Source organism: Psychrobacter submarinus (genome assembly GCF_904846685.1).
Lineage (GTDB): Bacteria > Pseudomonadota > Gammaproteobacteria > Pseudomonadales > Moraxellaceae > Psychrobacter > Psychrobacter submarinus.
Genome location: NZ_CAJHBQ010000002.1, coordinates 409706 through 428255, shown reverse-complemented (window position 1 = coordinate 428255; position 18550 = coordinate 409706). Strand labels below are relative to the sequence as shown.

Below are 18550 nucleotides of genomic sequence, written 5' to 3'. Positions count from 1 at the left end.
TAAAGTGTACGCCAATATGACAGAGTTTACCGATACGCCTGATTTTGCGGAGAGCTCGCAACAGCTGCCTTTCGCTGATGGGCATTTATACGAGTCGCAAAGCGCCGTGAGAAGTGCTGATATGCCAAATAATAATAAAGCAGACAAAGCATCTGAAAAATTATCTAGAAAATCATCCGAAAAGGTACCGGCGGTTGAGGTTGAGCTCAGCGGTCAACACCTGATTGAAGCCTCAGCGGGTACCGGTAAGACATGGACGCTAACGGGCATCGTCCTGCGTTTGTTGATTGAGGCAAGACGGGCCCCTGAACAAATCATCGCCACTACGTTCACTCGTGCCGCAGCCGCCGAGATGCGTCAGCGTATCCACGAGCGTTTAGTTGAGTTTTATCAGTTATTACAATGGGTAAATAGCCTAAGCAGTGATGTTAATAATAAAGATATGCTCTATCCAAAATCCTTACAGGTAACCCCTGAACAAATCAATTCAGAAAGTCAGTCCAAAGAGAACCCCAGTCAGAAGAGCGAGGAGCTAAACCAAGATCTTGACTATGAACAACAAAACAGTCAAACCACTACTCGCGAAAACCGCGCTAAAGCCAAAGAGGAGCGCAATACTTGGCTCATACAGCAAGCCAGTTATGCGCGCTTAGATAGCCTAATGCAAGATCCAATCAACTTACATTTAATCAGCTATCTACTCGATCATGTCTATAGCTACCCGATGACCGAGGCTATTCGGCGCACGGCATTGGTGCTCACGACGCTTGATAATCTATTTGTGGGTACGCTTGATAGCTTAGCGCAGAAGTGGCTGACGGAATACAGTAGCGAGACCGGTCATCAGCAGGGCATGGGTATCATCGAAGACAGCAGTATCGAGCAAGTCACTGATAGCATCATTCATGATGAGCTACGCCAATTTCAAAGTCGCCTCTATCATGAGCAGCCTAAACTCTATACGTTACTAGAGCAGCAAGGCAAACTTACTGATATCGGTGATCATAAGGGTTTTGTCACGCGCTCGCTGAATTTTATCTCAGCGCTTATTGATGAGGTGAAACTAGATCAAGACTTTGACTTTAGTGCGTACGAGAAGATGCTTTATGAATTTGCTCAATTAGATTTAGCAGATATTCAGCCATATTTAAATTCTGACTATAGGAAGTCACAAGGGTTTCGTGGTAACTCTAATTTAATCAATCATTTTGACGCCTTAGTTGATGTACATCATAAAATAGCAGAACATCAGCTAGCCTTTACTAGCTATTTAGACGAGCGTGAAAATAAAATTCTGACTTCGTTACAGGACTCTAGATATCCCAATGAAGAAGGCAAGATTAAAAATTTCAATAAAGACAGAGAAAAGGAACATCAGGCTCTTTTTGGGTTAGATACAATAGTCAAGTTAATGGCCATTTTAGATATGGTCGAAAAATTAGACCAACATATTATTTCATTGTTGGCCAACCTAAACCGTCATATTGTTCTCGCGGTTCGGGATAGGCTGCCGGTGATTTTAGAGGAGCGCGGTGAGACGACTTTTGGTCTACAGATGGTGCGTCTAAATCAGGCACTAACAGGCAAGCAAGGGCTCAAGCTGGCGCGTTATATTCGCCATCATTATCCCATTGCGCTTATTGATGAGTCGCAAGATATCAATGGCGAGCAAGCATTGATGATTAAAAGTATTTATTTAGCCAATAAAAAGAGCGCAGCTTCGGCCAACGATAAGCAATCTAGCGCGAAAAAAACCAGTCATGAGTTTTTGTTATTAGTTGGCGATCCTAAGCAAGCGATTTATGGCTTTCGCGGTGGCGATGTGGCCAACTATAACGACATGAAAGCTCAGTTTGATAAGCAAAGCTTTTGGACGCTAGATGTCAATCGCCGCTCAAATGCAGGCGTCATCCATGCGCTCAATTGCTGGTTTGGTATGGCAACGCCTAGCACGGGTGATAATAAGCTGTCGCAGTTAGGTGCAGGGATTTATTATCAGCATATCAAAGCGGCAAAACCAGATAGCCAGTTGTCTTGGTCTAATATGGCAGCTTCTGAAACCCATGATTTAGTGACTGATTTAGTGACGGAGGTGCTCTCAGCTCAGCCAGTGAGCTTATTACACTTACCATATGACAACGAGCTTGAGTACGATGAGTATGAGATTACCGCGCGTCATATTGCGGCCTTATTAAGCAGCAATCAGACCTTAAAAGGCGTGCCTATTCAACCAAGTGATATCGGTGTGCTGGCACGTACCAAAAAAGACTTAAAGCAGGTTGAAGATGAGCTGGTGAAGCTAAAAGTGCCTACGCTGACGACTAGTGATGTCAGTATCTTTGAGACCATCATGGCAGAGGATGTGGCCGCGCTACTGAGCGCTATGCTCTATCCCTATCGTCATGACATGATCAATCGCGTGTTAACCAGTCATCTGTATGGTCTAAATATCAAGGCCGTTAGAGCAATGATGATAGATCATGAGTCAGGCGCTGTTAACCGTAGTGATAGCGCTCACAAACAAAGCTACCAAGACTTTATTGCTTATATAAAAGAAGGCGCGCAGCGTTGGCAGCATTTTGGGATTTTGTCAGCGCTACATTATTTGTTAGATAAGAGCCCGGTCCAGTCGCAAGGCGTTTGGCAGGCACTTGCGAATCATCCAGAAGGCGATCGTCATATTATGGACTTGCGTCATGTGCTAGATGTTATGGCGCAGTACGGCAGCGGCATGGGCGAGCATGAGCTTTTGGCGTGGTTTCGGCAAAACATTGACGCTGCCCCTAACAGCGATTGGGCGAAGCAATATCCGCTCCCGACGGAGTCAGGAGTGCAGCTGATGACCATTCATAAGTCTAAAGGGCTTGAGTTCCCGATTGTCTATGTACTGGGTATGGGCGATGCCAGTAGAAGATCCGGTAATAAAGAGCAGTATGGTTTATATCTATATGATGACCAATCGAACCGTAACTCACAACAACCAAATACAGTTAGCAATCAGCGCCGTTTCTCACCCGTGCAAGGCTCAGCCACTAAAGCAGACTATTACACTGAGTTTGAAACCCAAGAAGGTTTTGATGAGCTACGTCGCCTGGGCTACGTCGCCTTTACTCGTGCTAGTGAGCAGCTTTATGTGGTCTTAAAAGATGCTTATAGTAATACGAACGCGTGCTTGAGACCAGTCTGCTATTGGTTAGACGTACCGGCTAAGAATATTGAGTTGCCAGATAGGCTCAAAGGCACGATAGGGATGATTAGAGCTCATAAAATTAATGAGTATCATGAAAAGGGCCAAGCGAATAAGGCCAATACGGCAAATGGTTTGACTACTGTCACAACGAAACTAGCGACACAGAAGATTGAATACGCACCGTTCTTGGAAGTTATGCGCAGTCGTTACTTCTTTGGCTGGGCGAAGACCAGTTTTACCGCTTTGGCGCGCCAGTTAGATGAATCAACACAGATTATGGCGGTTGTCGATGAGCGCATTGATGATGCCATAGATATAAAAACGAAAGAGCCAGTAGGAGTCATAGATAGCAATGAAGGTTTCGAGCCGGGCTGCGACTTGGAGCTTAAGCGAGAGGATGGTATCCGCTTTACTTTTGTCAAAGGCGCGAATGCCGGTACATTTTTGCATGAAATATTTGAAAAAATTGACTTTAATAATCAATCTCAGTGGTCTCAAGTCATCGACCGCGCGGTGAGTAGCTATCAGCTGCCACTGATTTATAGTAGCGCAGAGCAGCAGCAGCGTGTATTACAGGCAAATAAAAAACAGAGTAGTCAGTCTGTCGATACAGATACGATAGTAGCGAGCCAACATGAAGCGTTAATGGGTTGGATCAAAGAGGTGCTACAGACGCCGCTATTAGCTTCTAACCAGCCGTTAGAGTCAATTGATACTACACAGCGCTTTGCTGAGCTGGAGTTCAACATGGGCTTGTCAGAGCACTTTAGAGCAGAGGATATCACTACTCTGTTTGCAGAGCACTTACCAAACGAACCGGACAAGCACGTGACTTTAGTGGCGCAAAATAAAGCACACTTGTATCGCTATCTACGCGGCGAGATTGACTTAGTTTATGAACACGCAGGTAAATATTATGTGGTGGACTACAAAAGTAACTATTTAGGAAATAGCCTAAGCAGCTATGATGAAAAGACGCTTAAACAAGCCATGTCAAAGGCTGGGTATTGGCTACAAGCCGCCATTTATCAGGTTGCATTGCATCGTTTCTTAAGTATGCGAGTCAGCGATTATGACGGTAATGAAGATAAATATCTTGGTCCTGTCGAGTATGTGTTTTTACGCGGGGTCTATCATGCAGATGCGTCGACATCAGATAGTGCTTTAGATAGTGCTAGGCAAAATAAAAAAAATACGGCCGATTGTAATGTAGTTACTAATAAGCGCTTTGGGTTAGTCATCTGGGACATACCCATCGACTTCATCAAAGCTTTAGATACCTTGCTTGGTTTGCCAGACTAATGAGTTAGGGCTCAGAATAGATAACCTATTTACCAAAAATAAAGCAACAGCGATTTATTAGATAGCCATAAAGACAGACATAAGAGACAAAATATTATGAATAACAGTAATAGTAGGGCAGCCATTAGCCTACACGAAAGTTGGGCTAGCAATCTTAGTGATTATCTGTTGCTGCGTCGTCAGCAAACGCAGTCAGCATATCACGTGTCTGATGTTGAGACGAATATCGAGACCGAACAAGTAGATGGGGTGCAAGATAAAGCCTTATTTAGCGCTGTATTTGTCATGTTGACGACGCATTTAGAACAAGGGCATACAGTATTAACGCTGGAAGAGGCTAAGGATGAAAGGCCTGTGCAGGGGGATATCGGGGGCGAATCAGTGACTCTGTATGCTTGGCAATTGAAGCTGCTAGAGATGCTAGCCACGCCACTTCTGGTATTGGCAGAGGGACAAATCGACCAGCTGATAGCAGATGAAGTGGCTACAGAGCCCTCACTTTTTAGTTTACTAAGCATTATAGTTGCTCAAAGACATCAACTATGGTCACAGTCAGTGCTGACTAATTATGAAAGAGAGCTTTTGACGAAGCGCTTAGATGCCATCACTGCGTTATATCAGCGGCTAAGAAATACAGATCTAGATGCTTTTATTCACTCAATCGGTCAGTATGACTTGTTCAGTAATGTTGAATATCTTAATAAGGATGATAGAAATAGCCTAAGCAAAAATAACAAACCAATCATTTATCAAATTCAAAAAGAAGACAATCAAAATACATCAGCCACCCTTTGGCTACACCGCACCTGGCAAGCAGAATTTAGCTTAGCTACGCGCATCAATTCAATTATAAATCAGCAGATAACCCCTCTTTCAATTGCTATACCAGATAATCTGGAGAAACGACAGATAGCAGCGATTAATGTGGCTAATCACAACGCTTTTAGTATCATCACGGGTGGACCTGGGACAGGTAAGACTTATACTGTGGCGCAGCTCGTTATTGCTCTGCAACAAGCAGCACAGAGTAGGGAAGATGACGCACCTATCAAGTTTAGCACCGATAGCGCAAGCTTAGCGTTGGCTGCGCCGACTGGTAAGGCTGCACAGCGTATGCAGGAATCTTTGCAAGCGGCTTTAGATGCGGCAAATGTTGATATGCAACTAGAAGAAGCAAAAACCATCCATCGTTTACTAGGCATTGGGCGAACGGGTAGACCGCGCTACGATGCAGACAATCCGCTTGGCGAAGATATCATCATCGTTGATGAGGCCTCTATGCTCGGAGTAGAGCTGGCAAATTATCTGGTTAGTGCAGTAAAAAAAGGCGCGAGACTTATATTACTGGGTGATGCCAATCAGCTTGCGGCAGTAGATGCAGGTGCCGTCTTATCCGACCTATGCCGCATACCAAGCCTGCAACCCGTACACGTAGAGCTTACTGAGAGTCGCAGATTTAGCAAAGACTCTGGTATTGGTAAGTTGGCTCAGCAAATCAATAATATAGATACAGACACGCAAGGCATTTGGCAGTTATTAAAGCAAGATCAGGCGCTGAGTTTTTCGAATATAAATACGCAATCTGCGCAAACAAATCCAAATAACCAGATAAAAAATAGCCTAAGCAATTTAGAAAATCTTAAAAAAATAATTCTAAACTACCAAGAATACATAAAAAAAATCAATGTACTATTAGAAGATCCAATAGAAAAATCCGTGCCAACAGTTGTTAAAGAAACAATTACCTCTCTAGTACAAACTTTCAATCAATTTAGAATACTTACGGCTGGACATAATGGAGAGTGGGGCGATCATTATATTAATAACTACCTAACACAGTGGCATCTGGCTGAGTTAAAACTGCCGCTAGGTCAAAATACTTGGTTTCATGGTCGGCCTGTTATGATGCTACAAAACAACTATGAGCTTGGGTTGTTCAACGGGGATATTGGTTTTTGCTTGCAGACGGGGACAGATGGCGCGCCACTAGAAGTCTTCTTTGAAAATAAAACTCAGGGCATCGCCGTTAGTCTATTAAATGATGAGCTCGTATCTACTGCCTACGCTATGACTATTCACAAGTCGCAAGGATCTGAGTTTGTTCATGTTGCGATTACTTTTGATACTAGTCATAGTAGGCTACTCAGTAAAGAGCTTATCTATACGGCAGTGACTCGCGCCAAAAAACAGGTCAGTATATATAGCACCAAGTCTGCCTTTGAGAAGGCAGTGCAGACCCCAACTGAGCGCTATACAGGGTTATCACTACAGTTTGAAGCTCTATAAACGCAAAAAAAGCATCCATAACGGATGCTTTTTATTGTGTAGAATAAAATACTACACTTTGTCTTCTTTAATCGCATAAATACCTGGCAGGTGACGCAAGTAACCATGAAAGTCCATACCGCAGCCATAGACATAACGGTCATCAACATCGATACCGACAAAATCCACATCGAAATTAGCAACTTTGCGATCATGCATTTTATTTAAAAGGACGCAAGAATCGATTGAAGCGGGCTTTTCTTTACCTAATTCTTCAACGATAGCTTTGAGCGTGATACCTTCATCAAAAATATCATCGATGAGTAGTACATGCTCGCCTTCGATACTGACATCGGGTTTAAATTTCCAATCAAGATCGCTGGTCCCTTCATTGTCACGATAGCGCGTCGCATGAATGTAATGCATGCGATGATAAAAAGTCAGATGAGTCAGTAGCTGTCCTGCTGGGATAAGGCCACCGTTCATCACTACCATAACGATAGGGTTCAGGCCTGCATAATGCAAATTAAGCTGGGCAGCAAGACGCTCGTAAGCGGCCGCAACTTCGATACTGCTAATGAGACACTCTGAATTACGTAGAGTTTGTTCGATCTCTTGATTACTGATTTGAGTCATAGTAGGGTGCGCCTTTGATAAAAGTGCCACATATTTTAGCAAGTTTTAGCGAATTTACCTAATCGCAAACCGCCATTACCCTAATATTAATTAATCTGCCTTTTCCACAATAAAAGGACGATAATAATTGGCCAAACGGTTCAATGAGCTCATAGGTAAGTCAGGTAGCATTTTATTCAATGCCATGCTCATACCTTTATCGATAGCGGCTTTGGTAACGGGCACTGATTTGCGTTTAATCATGCCAAGTTTAAGGGTCTCGGCATAACGAGTGATAAAATGAGTGAGCGTATCTTCGTTCATCGTCTCTAATGCTAACTTAAATTTACTCATATCGACATCATCAGGAGTTACTGAAGCAAAGCCTTCTGTGATTTTTTGAGCACTATCCTCGGAGAGCTTAAAACCGACCCGACTGACCCCTTCATTATCAATAAAAGTGGCTCGGTCGCGCAGGAAGTGAAAGCTTGGCAAGACATCTTCATTATTCTCTTTATTTAATAAGATGTTAAGTAGCGTATCAGCTGAGCGCTCAATGGTGCCAACGATTTTGCGCATGGAGGCTTGACGTTCAGGGTTAGGGATAATCTCTACTAAGCCTACCAGCAAATTATCGATCAAATCTCTAGCAGTTTGGTGAGTTAGTGCATCGCGATGTTTGTAGTACTCAACATGCTCATCCGATGCCTCCGCTTGCGCCGCTTCTTCTATTAATTGTTTGAGTTTCTCTGACGGTGGAAATCCGAAATAGTGTGCCATATCTTTTCCTTGAATCTTATTAAATGAGTATTTTAAATCAAATAGAACAGTATACGTAAAAAACTAGTGACGTTGCATTCGTTTATCAGCTGCAGTCACTATCTATAACATCAATATCTGGGATAATAATTGTTTATTTAACCGCAGTTTTAGTAGATATCGTTTAAGTGCGATCAATTTTGCAGGTTATAATTGACCACTGCGATGATATAGGGTGATACTACGACAATTGTAGACTATAAATTAAAATGACTAATGAAGTGTTCGCGTTTTTATAACATCTATAAGTGATAAAGGCAGCCTTTTTGGCTGATGTAAAGAGAGTAAGTATGCAAGGATGAATGATATGAATAGTGCAATTGTACTGCTTATCAGCATCGGTATGATGCTATGCGGTTATCTTTTTTATTCAAAATTTATAGCGAGTAAAATATTAGGGTTAGACAATAGTCTGCCCACGCCAGCCCACACCATGAAAGATGGTGTGGACTATGTTCCTACTAACAAATATGTATTATGGGGTCACCATTTTACTTCAGTCGCAGGGGCGGCACCGATTATTGGTCCTGCTATTGCCGTAATTTGGGGCTGGGTACCTGCTGTGCTTTGGGTGGTTTTTGGGACGATATTTATGGCAGGTGTCCATGATATGTCTGCCATTTGGGCAAGTATGCGTAACCGTGGTCAATCTATTGGTTCAATTGCCGGTACGGTAATGGGCTCGAGTGTGCGTAGCTTGATGATGGTAGTGATTTTCTTGTTACTACTGATGGTCAATGCTGTGTTCGGTGTGGCTATCGCTAATATGCTTATCAAAACGCCATCCGCAGTACTGCCAGTGTGGGGCGCATTAGTGGTCGCTTTTATCATTGGGCAGTGTATCTATCGCTACAATATGAGCCTTATTTGGGTCTCTATTATTGGAGTAACGGCCTTATACGGACTGATCTATCTAGGGCCTATGTTTCCAGTAGTGCTGCCTGAGACCTTTATGGGCTTACCTGATAACGCTGTTTGGATTATTATCCTATTTTCTTACGCTGCCGTCGCGTCATTATTGCCGGTATGGATGTTATTGCAGCCTCGTGATTATATCAACGGCTTACAGCTTTTCGTTGGCCTAATATTATTATATGCTGCTATTTTTATCTCAACGCCTAATATAGTCGCGCCTGCGATCAACAGCGACTTGCCGATGAGCGCGCCCTCAATTGTGCCTTTACTATTTGTAACTATTGCTTGCGGGGCGATATCGGGCTTTCATGGTTTAGTCGCTACAGGTACGACATCTAAACAGGTCGATAAAGAAGAGGATGCACGGTTCGTTGGTTATTTTGGTGCGCTAGGTGAGGGGATGCTGGCGCTTGGGGCTATCTTAGCGGCGACCGCAGGTTTTGCAACTTTAGGCGATTGGCAGGCGGTTTATCAAAACTTTGGTGATGGCTCCATCGGTGCTTTTATTGATGGTGGCGCTACTATTTTAAGTAATGGTGTCGGTATCGATGTAGTGCTATCGCAAACGATGCTCACCGTGATGGCAGCGCTGTTCGCAGGAACAACTATGGATACTGGTGTACGCCTGCAGCGTTATATCTTTCAAGAGTTTGGCGAGTTTTATAACCTGCCGGCACTGAGCAAGGGCTGGATAGCGACCTTATTGGCCGTAGGGACTTGCTTGCTATTAGCATTCGGTGCCGGTGGTATCGATGGTGCTGGTGGTATGATTATCTGGCCTCTATTTGGTACGACCAACCAGCTCATGGCCGCCTTAACGCTGATGATTGTAACCGTTATTTTACTGCGTAAAGGCAAGACCGTCTGGTACACCTTAGCGCCGCTGTGTTTCTTATTAGTGATGACGCTATTTGCCTTATTGATTCAGCTCAAAACCTTCTATGATGATGGCAACTGGCTACTGATTGCGATGGATTTGATTATCTTAATCGCCTCGGTGTTAGTGACTTTTGAGAGTTTTTCAGTATTGCGCCGAGAATGGGGCGAACATAAAGCTAAGAAGAATATCTAACCTATCGTTTATCAGTGAATTAGATACTAAGTTAAATAAAGCGCTGGCGATTGCTGGCGTTTTTTATTGAACAAACATAAGGTATAGTAAGGAATAAAGATATAAGTTAACTCTCAGCAAATGTGAATATACTCAATACTATCAGAGCACAACTAGGATAAGATATGAAGGACAATGAGCAGCAAAAGCCACAATCTAACGCCTCTTGGTGGCAGCGGTTTTCTGCTGGATTAAGCGAGTTCTATCATGCGCCTTATAGACAAACGATGGCCCGCGCTGCTCGTGATGAAGAGGATTTTTTTATGCTAATGATGTTTGCTGAGAGCTTAGGCATTGATAACCCGGCAAGCTTTTACACCTTAGAGCTACAGCCACTATTTTTAGAGAATTTCCATGAATGGCATACCCGTATGGGTATGGATAAATGCCCGTTCGATCATGTCGGCTGCTGTTAGCTCAACAGATTTATTCTAAGTATACATTTATCATAAGTATAAATAGCGGCAAAATGAGTCAATCAGACAATAGCAATCAGACAATAGATAGTCATTGAATATAGAGAAAAGCATGGCGACGCAGTCTATAGAGCACACCTCGTTAAAAACATTAGTCACTCAATTGTCACAGCAGCCGATTATATTTGTAGGCGGAAAAGGCGGAGTGGGAAAAACCACTACAGCGGCAGCACTTGCCAGCCAGTTGGCAAGCCAGCAGAAAAAGACGCTTATCATCTCAACAGACCCTGCGCATAGCTTGGGCGATGTATTGAGCACCAAACTTAATAATAAAAAAACAGCGATCAGCCCATATCTTGACGCCATTGAGCTCAATCCCGATGTCATTGTAGATGCCCATTTTGCGCAAGTGGAGCGCACTATTACGGCCTATGCCAATCCGGATATGATGCCAAAAATTCGCGAGCATCTGCGCCTATCAAAGTCGGCGCCTGGAGCACAGGAGGCGGCTATGCTTGAGTCTATGTGCCAGCATTTAGTCTCTGCCGCCGAGGAGGGTTATGAGCATATTATCTTTGATACTGCGCCGACGGGACATACGCTACGTCTACTGGTATTGCCTGAGATGATGGGGGCTTGGACAGATGGTCTATTGGCGCAGCAACGACGCCAAGCCAAACTACGCTCAGTCGCAACACGTTTAGACAAAAATGATGATAAAAACAATCGCCTAAAAGACAAAGACGTTGCCAATCCTTTTGAGAAACAAAAGCCTGATCGCTGGGAGCAAGCGGTAGCAGTATTGGAGCGGCGCAAGGCATTATTTCGTCAAGCGGCACAGCTTCTACATGACCACAAAAAAACCGCTATCGTCTTAGTGATGACCGCTGATATTTTGCCGTTAGTTGAAACCAAACGCGCTATTGAACAGTTAGAAAGCGCTAATCTTAAACCTGCAGCCATCGTTGTCAATCAGTTGATTCATCCCGAGCAACAAGACACGTTTTGGCAGCAGCGCGCTAATAGGCAGCAGCAGATCATGGATGATATCGCGACTACCTTTAAGCGCTATCCGTTATCTGCAATATACTTGCAGCAGACTGATATACGAGGGTTTGAAGCTTTGAGTGAGCTATTAAGATAATAAACCTAAAAGTTAAACCTATAAGCAATGCACCCTATAGCTTACTCGCCAGAGACCATGCTGTATCCATGCGCAGGCTCTGCGCTTGTTCTGATTTACCGCTACTCAAAGATGACCACTGCGGTTTGCCCCGTGCTTTTTTAAGCTCACTTGGTAGTTTGTGAGGGGGCCAAAGAGTGATCGCATTATCCTCTTCTTCTAGACCATCGTCTTGGCTGCTTGTTGATATCTCCCCATCATCAATACTCTCATTTTGATAGAGCAATTGTGTGGCATCTGTTGCCGCATGCCCGCGATGGCGCAGCGCGGTCAATAAGTCAGTGGCACGAGTGGCAAGCAGCGTCAAAGTCGCCGGATCGATATATAAACGTTTCACCCCAGTGATCTTATCGGCGATACTGCTGGTGTTAGATAATAGGCCACCGCCTATTGCTCCTAGTGCAGCACCCAATCCTAAAGTCGTTCCAAGTGCTGCCGCATCAATCCCTAATCCTAATAACGCGCCTGCTGCCGCGCCAGAAGTGGTACGAATACCATAGCTTTTGAGCAGTTCTGGATCAAAGGGATCTTGCTGATAAGCCTGTAACTCAAGTGGCGTTGCGGCCACCGCATTATCATAAAACTTATACAGATTAAGTAGCTGATGCTGCATCGTACGTTCTGTTTGCCTAACGGCTTCTTGCATATCTTGTAGTACCGGCATAGGATCATCATCTTCACTAATCTCACGCACAAAAGCGGCCACATTTAACAAGAAATCTGCAATGATAATTTTCGCCTCATCATATAGCTGCGCCCAATCCTCGGTACGGCGCTGCATCAGCTGCTCAAGCATCTCTGAGTGCGTCAGCATGGTAGCTAAGTTTTGCCAAAGTCGCATCTCATCTTCAAATTCAAACGCGACCGAATCAAAGCGCGTCGAGATATGCAGATTACGCCGTGCCAGCATCGTCTGCCACTCATCGATGTTAGCTTCTTGACTATCAGTGAAATTAAACACCGGCATCACAGGTATCGCCGCCCAAGACAAAATCGCAAGCTCATCTTTGTACTTACCGAGCACAGGCTCTCGCGCATCGACGACATAAACCGCCATATCACTTGCCAGTAGTTGGCGTATCACTTTAGCTTCTTGGCTATAGTCCTCGGCACCTTGAGCGCCAGTGGCGATATCTGCTGCCAAAAACTGCTGCAAGCGCTCGATGCCATCACGGCGACTGGCTGTATTGTCCTCAAGCCAATCCATCAAGCCTGAAGCATCCTCAAGTCCTGGCGTATCATAAAGAGCAACTAAAACCTCACCTGTCTGGCTATCGGTCAATTGCGCACGCTCCACATGACGCGTGGTTGCGGCTTCGTTTTTGACTTCGCCGAAATAAACATCACGCAGTAAGGTGCGCAAAATCGACGTCTTACCGGTATTGGTATGACCAACCACGGCAAGCTTTAACGGCTCACCAGTAGCAAGTGTCTTTTTGAGGTTAGACGGAAGGTTGGAAGGGTTAGGAGCATTGACATTATCATTATCGGGGGTTTGATCCGCTTTATCTGTCTCAGTGAAGTTCGTATCAGTGAGATTCGTAGTCGCATACTCTTTACTAGCAGTGGACTCAGGCACCACCGCAGGAGCCGGATCATCTTTTAATGCTTTATCAGCAAACAGTCCGACTGGCTTTTCATTATTTTCGTTGTCAGTATTATTATTCATAATGTGTCTTATTTACAGGTTATCAAAATAGTGCTTTTTAATTCAATAATGAATGATGAACGCTTAATGACTAGCGACCAAACCGATTTGTCGCTCAGCCAGCGCCGTTTGCCACTGCTGGTAGCGCACATTATCGTTTTTATAAGTTTCGGTAGTAAGCTCAGTATCAGCATCTATATCCGAATCATCATCTAGTAATTGTACAATTAAACCATGCTTGGCATGAGTGGCAATTTGATCCAACTTACGCAGAGTGCCGCGATCAGGTAGGGCTTTACTATGAATGCCTAACAACACTTGCACAGGATGACGATCTAAGTAATCCTTTAGGCGTGCCATATCATCACGATCATCAAGGATACCGAAATTCTCAACCGCTTCGTTAGCTTCGATTGCTGCGCCTGCCCGCCACCACTGCTGATGCGCGCTAGGATATTCGAGTAGGGCGACGAGCTTTTTGGCTTGGCTTATCTCAGCTTTTGGTGCAATAGGAGCGGGCGCTTCTTTGAAGTCATCGGCATCAATGACTTTGCGCTGCCAGAAGCTAATGATTTTTTGGTAATAAGGCAGCTTGATATCAAGGCGCATTTTTTTGCGGCGGAACATCAGCGCACAAAACACCCAAGCAATTGCCCGCGGCACAATGCCATACATCAATAAACTACCCACGAGCAAACTTGCCCATTGCCTCGCCACCGATAAAGGCAGCGCATCAGTCACTAAGCGGCTTTGGATAATAGCCGCACTATCAGGAACGTTAAACCCTACTAAACTCGGCAGCCAGCCTAGCGTTTGAGTCAAACCAATCAAGGCATTATCCGATAACAGCGTGGATTCCCAACTAAAGCTGTACTGACGCACGACTAGTAAGAATATGATCGCAAGCAGCATACCTGTCAAAGTAGCAAGCCATAACTGATGGCTGAATTTGCCGAGATACCAGCGCATACCGCTATGCTCAAGCTGCTGCTCATAGAGACTAACCGCCGCTTGAGTGACATCGTCTTTACCGCGAATCAAGTAGCTTGGACTAACCAGGCTTGCAAACCAATTGGCCGATTGCTTGCCGCGATTGATAAAAGTAAGGAGCAGCCAGCCAACAAGCATAAGGGTATGAAAGCCGAGTAAGCAGACAAGCACATAAAAGAAATTGACAACGTTGGCCTGCAATAGAGTGAATAAGCCTAGGAATCCTGAAACACACCAGACCACACTCATCATGACCATGATGCTCTTGATACGAGCATCAATTTTACCTAGGACTTTTGCAAGCTTCCCATTACTATCGATTCGTTTGGCGCGCCGATGTAGCTTTTGTTTTGGCGAGCCATCTTCATTTTGCAGCTTTTCGGTCACCAATAGCGGATCGGTGGCAAACACATGATTGTTGCTCTCAAGGTTTCGTACCAGCTCAGTCAGCTGATCTTGCGGGGATAGCATAAGTAATAAGATCCAAGTAAAAAGAGAAGATAAATGAGTAAAATGACATCTGCAGATTATTGTAGCGTAAATCTAATCTCGATAATGGTTATTATTGAACGATATTCATTAAATAATGTGAGCTCACGAACCTCAAAACCATACCAAATACAATACCAAATACAGTGCCAAACCATGCTAACTTATATTCATAGTGATAACTGTGATAACAGTGATAACGAAACGGTAATGACGCAACTGTGATAACAAACTAGGAGCCAGTTATGAATAAAAAAACGTATCTTATCATCGGTGGTACAGGCGGCATCGGTAAAGCTATGGTCGAGCAGCTAATCCAGATGACCCATAAAATACAGACGGGCATAGCGGTGTTTGCGACTTATCATAATGGCGTACCTGAGATTGAGGCTGATAATTTGTATTGGCTAAAGATGGATATCTGCGATGAGGACAGTATCAAGCAGAGTATTGACGCTATAAAAACTCATAGCAACCATATCGACTGGGTAATCAATTGTGTGGGTCTGCTGCATACCGAGCATAACAAGCCTGAAAAAGCGCTGCGGCAGATGCAGACTGAGTTTTTTCTACAGAATATGCAGGTCAATGCACTTGCCAGCATGCTCATTGCCAAACACATCAAGCCGCTGCTCAAAAACGCTGAGCGTAGTACCGATAATCCGGCGATATTTGCGACGATATCAGCTAGAGTCGGTAGTATCAGCGATAATGAGCTTGGCGGCTGGTACAGCTACCGTATGAGTAAAGCGGCGCTCAATATGGGAATGAAAACCTTAAGTATCGAATGGTCACGCTCATTAAAGGATGTCTGCGTGGTTGTCATGCAGCCTGGTACCGTTAATACGCAGTTGTCCGCACCGTTTCAAGCCAACGTACGTGAAGGTCATCTGTTCTCGCCAGCTTATAGCGCTGAGGCCTTATTAGAGGTGCTCGCAGATATGAGTAGCGATCAGACCGGTAGCTTCGTTGATTGGGCAGGGGAGTCGATACCTTGGTAACACTTAACACAAAAACACAGTGACAAGAAGCAGAAAAAGCAAAAGGGTTTGTCGTTGATTGAGTAACGACAAACCCTTTTGTTTGGTATAGATTTAGCTCATAAAAAAGCGATTAAACAATATTAATTTGTCATAAACAAATCCATAAACTCATGCACGGGCGTTTGCTCTAGTTTTGCTTGATTGTCGCATAGCTCAATAATCTGCTCACAGCGACTCTCAATAAAACGAGTGGCTAGATTGGCGCGGAATTTTGCTTCTAGAATAGGAATACCCTCAGCGCGGCGGCGTTTATGACCGATAGGATACTCAATAACCACTTTATCCGTACAGGTACCGTCTTTGAAAAAAACCTGAATCGCATTGGCAATCGAGCGCTTGCTAGGATCGTGATAGTCTTTGGTGTAACTGACATCTTCTTCCACCACCATCTTTCGGCGTAGTCCGTCGATTAAGATATGATGCTGCTCATGGTAATCATCCTCATAATTCTCCGCCATCAAATCGCCTGTCAATAAAGGCACCGCTACCATGTACTGCAAGCAGTGGTCGCGGTCAGCAGGATTGGCGAGTGTACCTTCCTTGGAGATAATACGAATAGCAGACTCATGGGTGGTGAGGACGATCTTCTCAATCTCATCAATTCTATCATCGATACGCGGATGCAAGATAACCGCCGCCTCACAAGCAGTCTGCGCATGGAATTCGGCAGGGAAGCTTAATTTAAACAAGATATTTTCCATCACGTAACTGCCAAACTCACGCTGGAATTTAAAGTGGCGATCTTCTTCAGGTTTGGTCGCTAAGTCTTTATTGGTATGGCTAAAGAGCACATCATAAAAACCCCACTGCGGCGCGGACAAAGCCCCTGGAATGCCCATCTCACCGCGGCGAGTAATATCGACCAGCCGAACCGCGCGGCTAGTGGCATCACCTGCAGCCCATGACTTACGGCTGCCGGCATTGGGTGCATGTCGATACGTGCGTAGAGCCTGCCCATCGGCAAGGGCTTGTGATATCGCCGCCATGATGCGCTCGCGTGGTAAGTTATAGAGCTTAGCGACGACTGCGGTTGAGGCTAATTTAACTAAGAATACATGGTCGAGACCCACACGGTTAAAGGAATTCTCCAGCGCCATGACGCCTTGAATCTCATGTGCCATAATCATCGCCTCAAGCACATCCCGCATGGTCAAAGGCTTAAGGTTGCGGCTAATGTTTTGCTGACTGATATAATCGGCTACCGCAAGGATACCGCCCAAATTATCAGAAGGATGTCCCCATTCAGCGGCGAGCCAAGTATCATTATAGTCGAGCCAGCGCACCATACAGCCAATATCAAAAGCAGCTTTGATCGGATCAAGTCGATGGGTGGTACCAGGCACTCGTGCGCCATTAGGCGTCAGATGACCTTCGCAATCAGGACCTAGGTGTTTGGTGCATTCAGGAAAACGTAGTGCAAGCAGCCCGCAGCCAAGGGTATCCATCAGACAATGGCGCGCGGTAGTCCAAGCCTCTTCACTATTTTTAGAGTCGTTATCTACCGAATAACTTAGCACATAATCGGCGATTTTTTGGATTTCTCTATCGTACTCGGGACGAACGTTACTCTCTACCGTCGTGTTTTGATTATCAGATTGGGTGTTTGACATGATCGTCTCCTCTTCCTTGAGTGAGTTATTATTTAACTAGTCGACTTATCTGATTTTTGTCAATCAAAGCGTCCACAGAAGCACTTAAAAATAAGTCATATCTCAAAGTAGCATAGGCAAAAGCCAACAACCAAACTGAATTATGTTAAAAATTAAAACCTTATCTGCTTAATATATAAAGTCTATTAAATAAATCCTGATTCATTTTAAATCATCAAATAAAGTAGCCCGAGAATAAATAGTGCCACCAATATAAAGAGTAGAGCGCTCAAAATCTTTGAGGACTTACTACCATTTGCAGCACTGACCTTTTTAACTTTGCTCTTTTTGGCCACTCGCAGCACCATCTTTACATGCTCGATATTATCCTCAAGGTAGTAATCTCCTTCAGGAACAAACCCTAAGGACTGATAAAAGCTGAGCAAATAAGTCTGTGCGGAGATAATAATAGGACGCTTTTTGCCATATTTTTTGCGGCAATGAGCGATAGCTTGAATCATCATCTGCCTTGCTATGCCTTGACCGCGATGCTCTGATAATACCAGCACGCGTCCAATAGCAGACATAGCGGTATTAAGCGAATCGGTATCGGCGGCGCTCAAGTTAGATCTGAGCCTGTTGTATTCAGGTGGAATAATACGGCAATAGCCAACGAGCGCTTCGTTTTGATGCGCGACGAGATGCAGACAATCAAAGTCAAGCTCATCCATATCTTGATAAGCGCAGTTTTGCTCCACCACAAACACCTGCGAGCGCGCTCTTAGAATATGGTAGATATCGACGGAGGTTAACTCATCAAAGGTTTTTATAGAAAATTGGGTGGTCATAATATTTTGGCTTTTGCAAATGAGATGATAATAATGCGTTTGAATGAAGGCATATTTTTAATGCTTTTGGGTTTATGGTGCTAGGCTAAAAGCACCAGCCTACGACGTCGCTTAGATTAGGGCGTGT

General features: G+C 44.4%; 12 protein-coding genes. 6 read left to right on the top strand and 6 right to left on the bottom strand.

Annotated elements, in window-relative coordinates:
- Positions 1-16: 16 nt before the first annotated feature.
- Positions 17-4492: a UvrD-helicase domain-containing protein gene (locus tag JMY03_RS08015; RefSeq protein ID WP_201602781.1), complete on the top strand. Its 4476-nt coding sequence runs from the start codon at positions 17-19 to the stop codon at positions 4490-4492.
- Positions 4493-4588: 96 nt separating this feature from the next.
- Positions 4589-6778, top strand: coding sequence for an exodeoxyribonuclease V subunit alpha (recD, locus tag JMY03_RS08010; protein WP_227675553.1), 2190 nt, complete (start codon positions 4589-4591; stop codon positions 6776-6778).
- A 51-nt stretch (positions 6779-6829) separates the two neighbouring features.
- Here recD and JMY03_RS08005 read toward each other — a convergent pair whose 3' ends face one another.
- Both JMY03_RS08005 and JMY03_RS08000 read right to left on the bottom strand, forming a co-directional pair.
- Positions 6830-7393: a hypoxanthine-guanine phosphoribosyltransferase gene (locus JMY03_RS08005; protein ID WP_025646983.1), complete on the bottom strand. Its 564-nt coding sequence runs from the start codon at positions 7391-7393 to the stop codon at positions 6830-6832.
- A 90-nt stretch (positions 7394-7483) separates the two neighbouring features.
- A complete protein-coding gene (locus JMY03_RS08000; protein WP_201602778.1) occupies positions 7484-8152 on the bottom strand; it encodes a hypothetical protein in 669 nt (222 codons plus the stop codon).
- Positions 8153-8498: 346 nt separating this feature from the next.
- Between JMY03_RS08000 and JMY03_RS07995 the strand changes: the two genes are divergently transcribed.
- The 3 genes from JMY03_RS07995 to JMY03_RS07985 all read left to right on the top strand — a co-directional run bounded on the left by JMY03_RS07995 (position 8499) and on the right by JMY03_RS07985 (position 11777).
- Positions 8499-10178, top strand: a complete 1680-nt coding sequence (locus JMY03_RS07995; protein ID WP_201602775.1) for a carbon starvation CstA family protein — start codon at positions 8499-8501, stop codon at positions 10176-10178.
- Positions 10179-10342: 164 nt separating this feature from the next.
- Positions 10343-10633, top strand: coding sequence for a cory-CC-star protein (locus JMY03_RS07990; RefSeq protein WP_201559115.1), 291 nt, complete (start codon positions 10343-10345; stop codon positions 10631-10633).
- Between the two features lie 112 nt (positions 10634-10745).
- Complete coding sequence (locus tag JMY03_RS07985) at positions 10746-11777, top strand: ArsA family ATPase (RefSeq protein ID WP_201602772.1); 1032 nt, start codon at positions 10746-10748, stop codon at positions 11775-11777.
- 34 nt (positions 11778-11811) lie between these two features.
- Here the strand turns inward: JMY03_RS07985 and JMY03_RS07980 are convergent, their stop codons facing one another.
- A complete protein-coding gene (locus JMY03_RS07980) occupies positions 11812-13485 on the bottom strand; it encodes a DUF3482 domain-containing protein (RefSeq protein ID WP_201602769.1) in 1674 nt (557 codons plus the stop codon).
- A 63-nt stretch (positions 13486-13548) separates the two neighbouring features.
- Positions 13549-14925: a DUF2868 domain-containing protein gene (locus tag JMY03_RS07975; RefSeq protein ID WP_201602767.1), complete on the bottom strand. Its 1377-nt coding sequence runs from the start codon at positions 14923-14925 to the stop codon at positions 13549-13551.
- Between the two features lie 263 nt (positions 14926-15188).
- On the opposite strand from JMY03_RS07975, the gene JMY03_RS07970 reads away from it, so the two are divergent.
- Entirely contained in the window at positions 15189-15944 is a 756-nt protein-coding gene (locus JMY03_RS07970) for an SDR family oxidoreductase (RefSeq protein WP_201602765.1), read from the top strand.
- A gap of 122 nt (positions 15945-16066) precedes the next feature.
- On the opposite strand, the gene JMY03_RS07965 is transcribed toward JMY03_RS07970, so the two are convergent.
- Together JMY03_RS07965 and JMY03_RS07960 are read right to left on the bottom strand one after the other, a co-directional pair.
- Positions 16067-17596 (bottom strand): bifunctional 2-methylcitrate dehydratase/aconitate hydratase, encoded by a 1530-nt coding sequence (locus JMY03_RS07965; protein ID WP_201602763.1) that lies wholly within the window; start codon positions 17594-17596, stop codon positions 16067-16069.
- A gap of 206 nt (positions 17597-17802) precedes the next feature.
- Positions 17803-18423, bottom strand: coding sequence for a GNAT family N-acetyltransferase (locus JMY03_RS07960; RefSeq protein ID WP_201559132.1), 621 nt, complete (start codon positions 18421-18423; stop codon positions 17803-17805).
- Between the last annotated feature and the right edge of the window lie 127 nt (positions 18424-18550).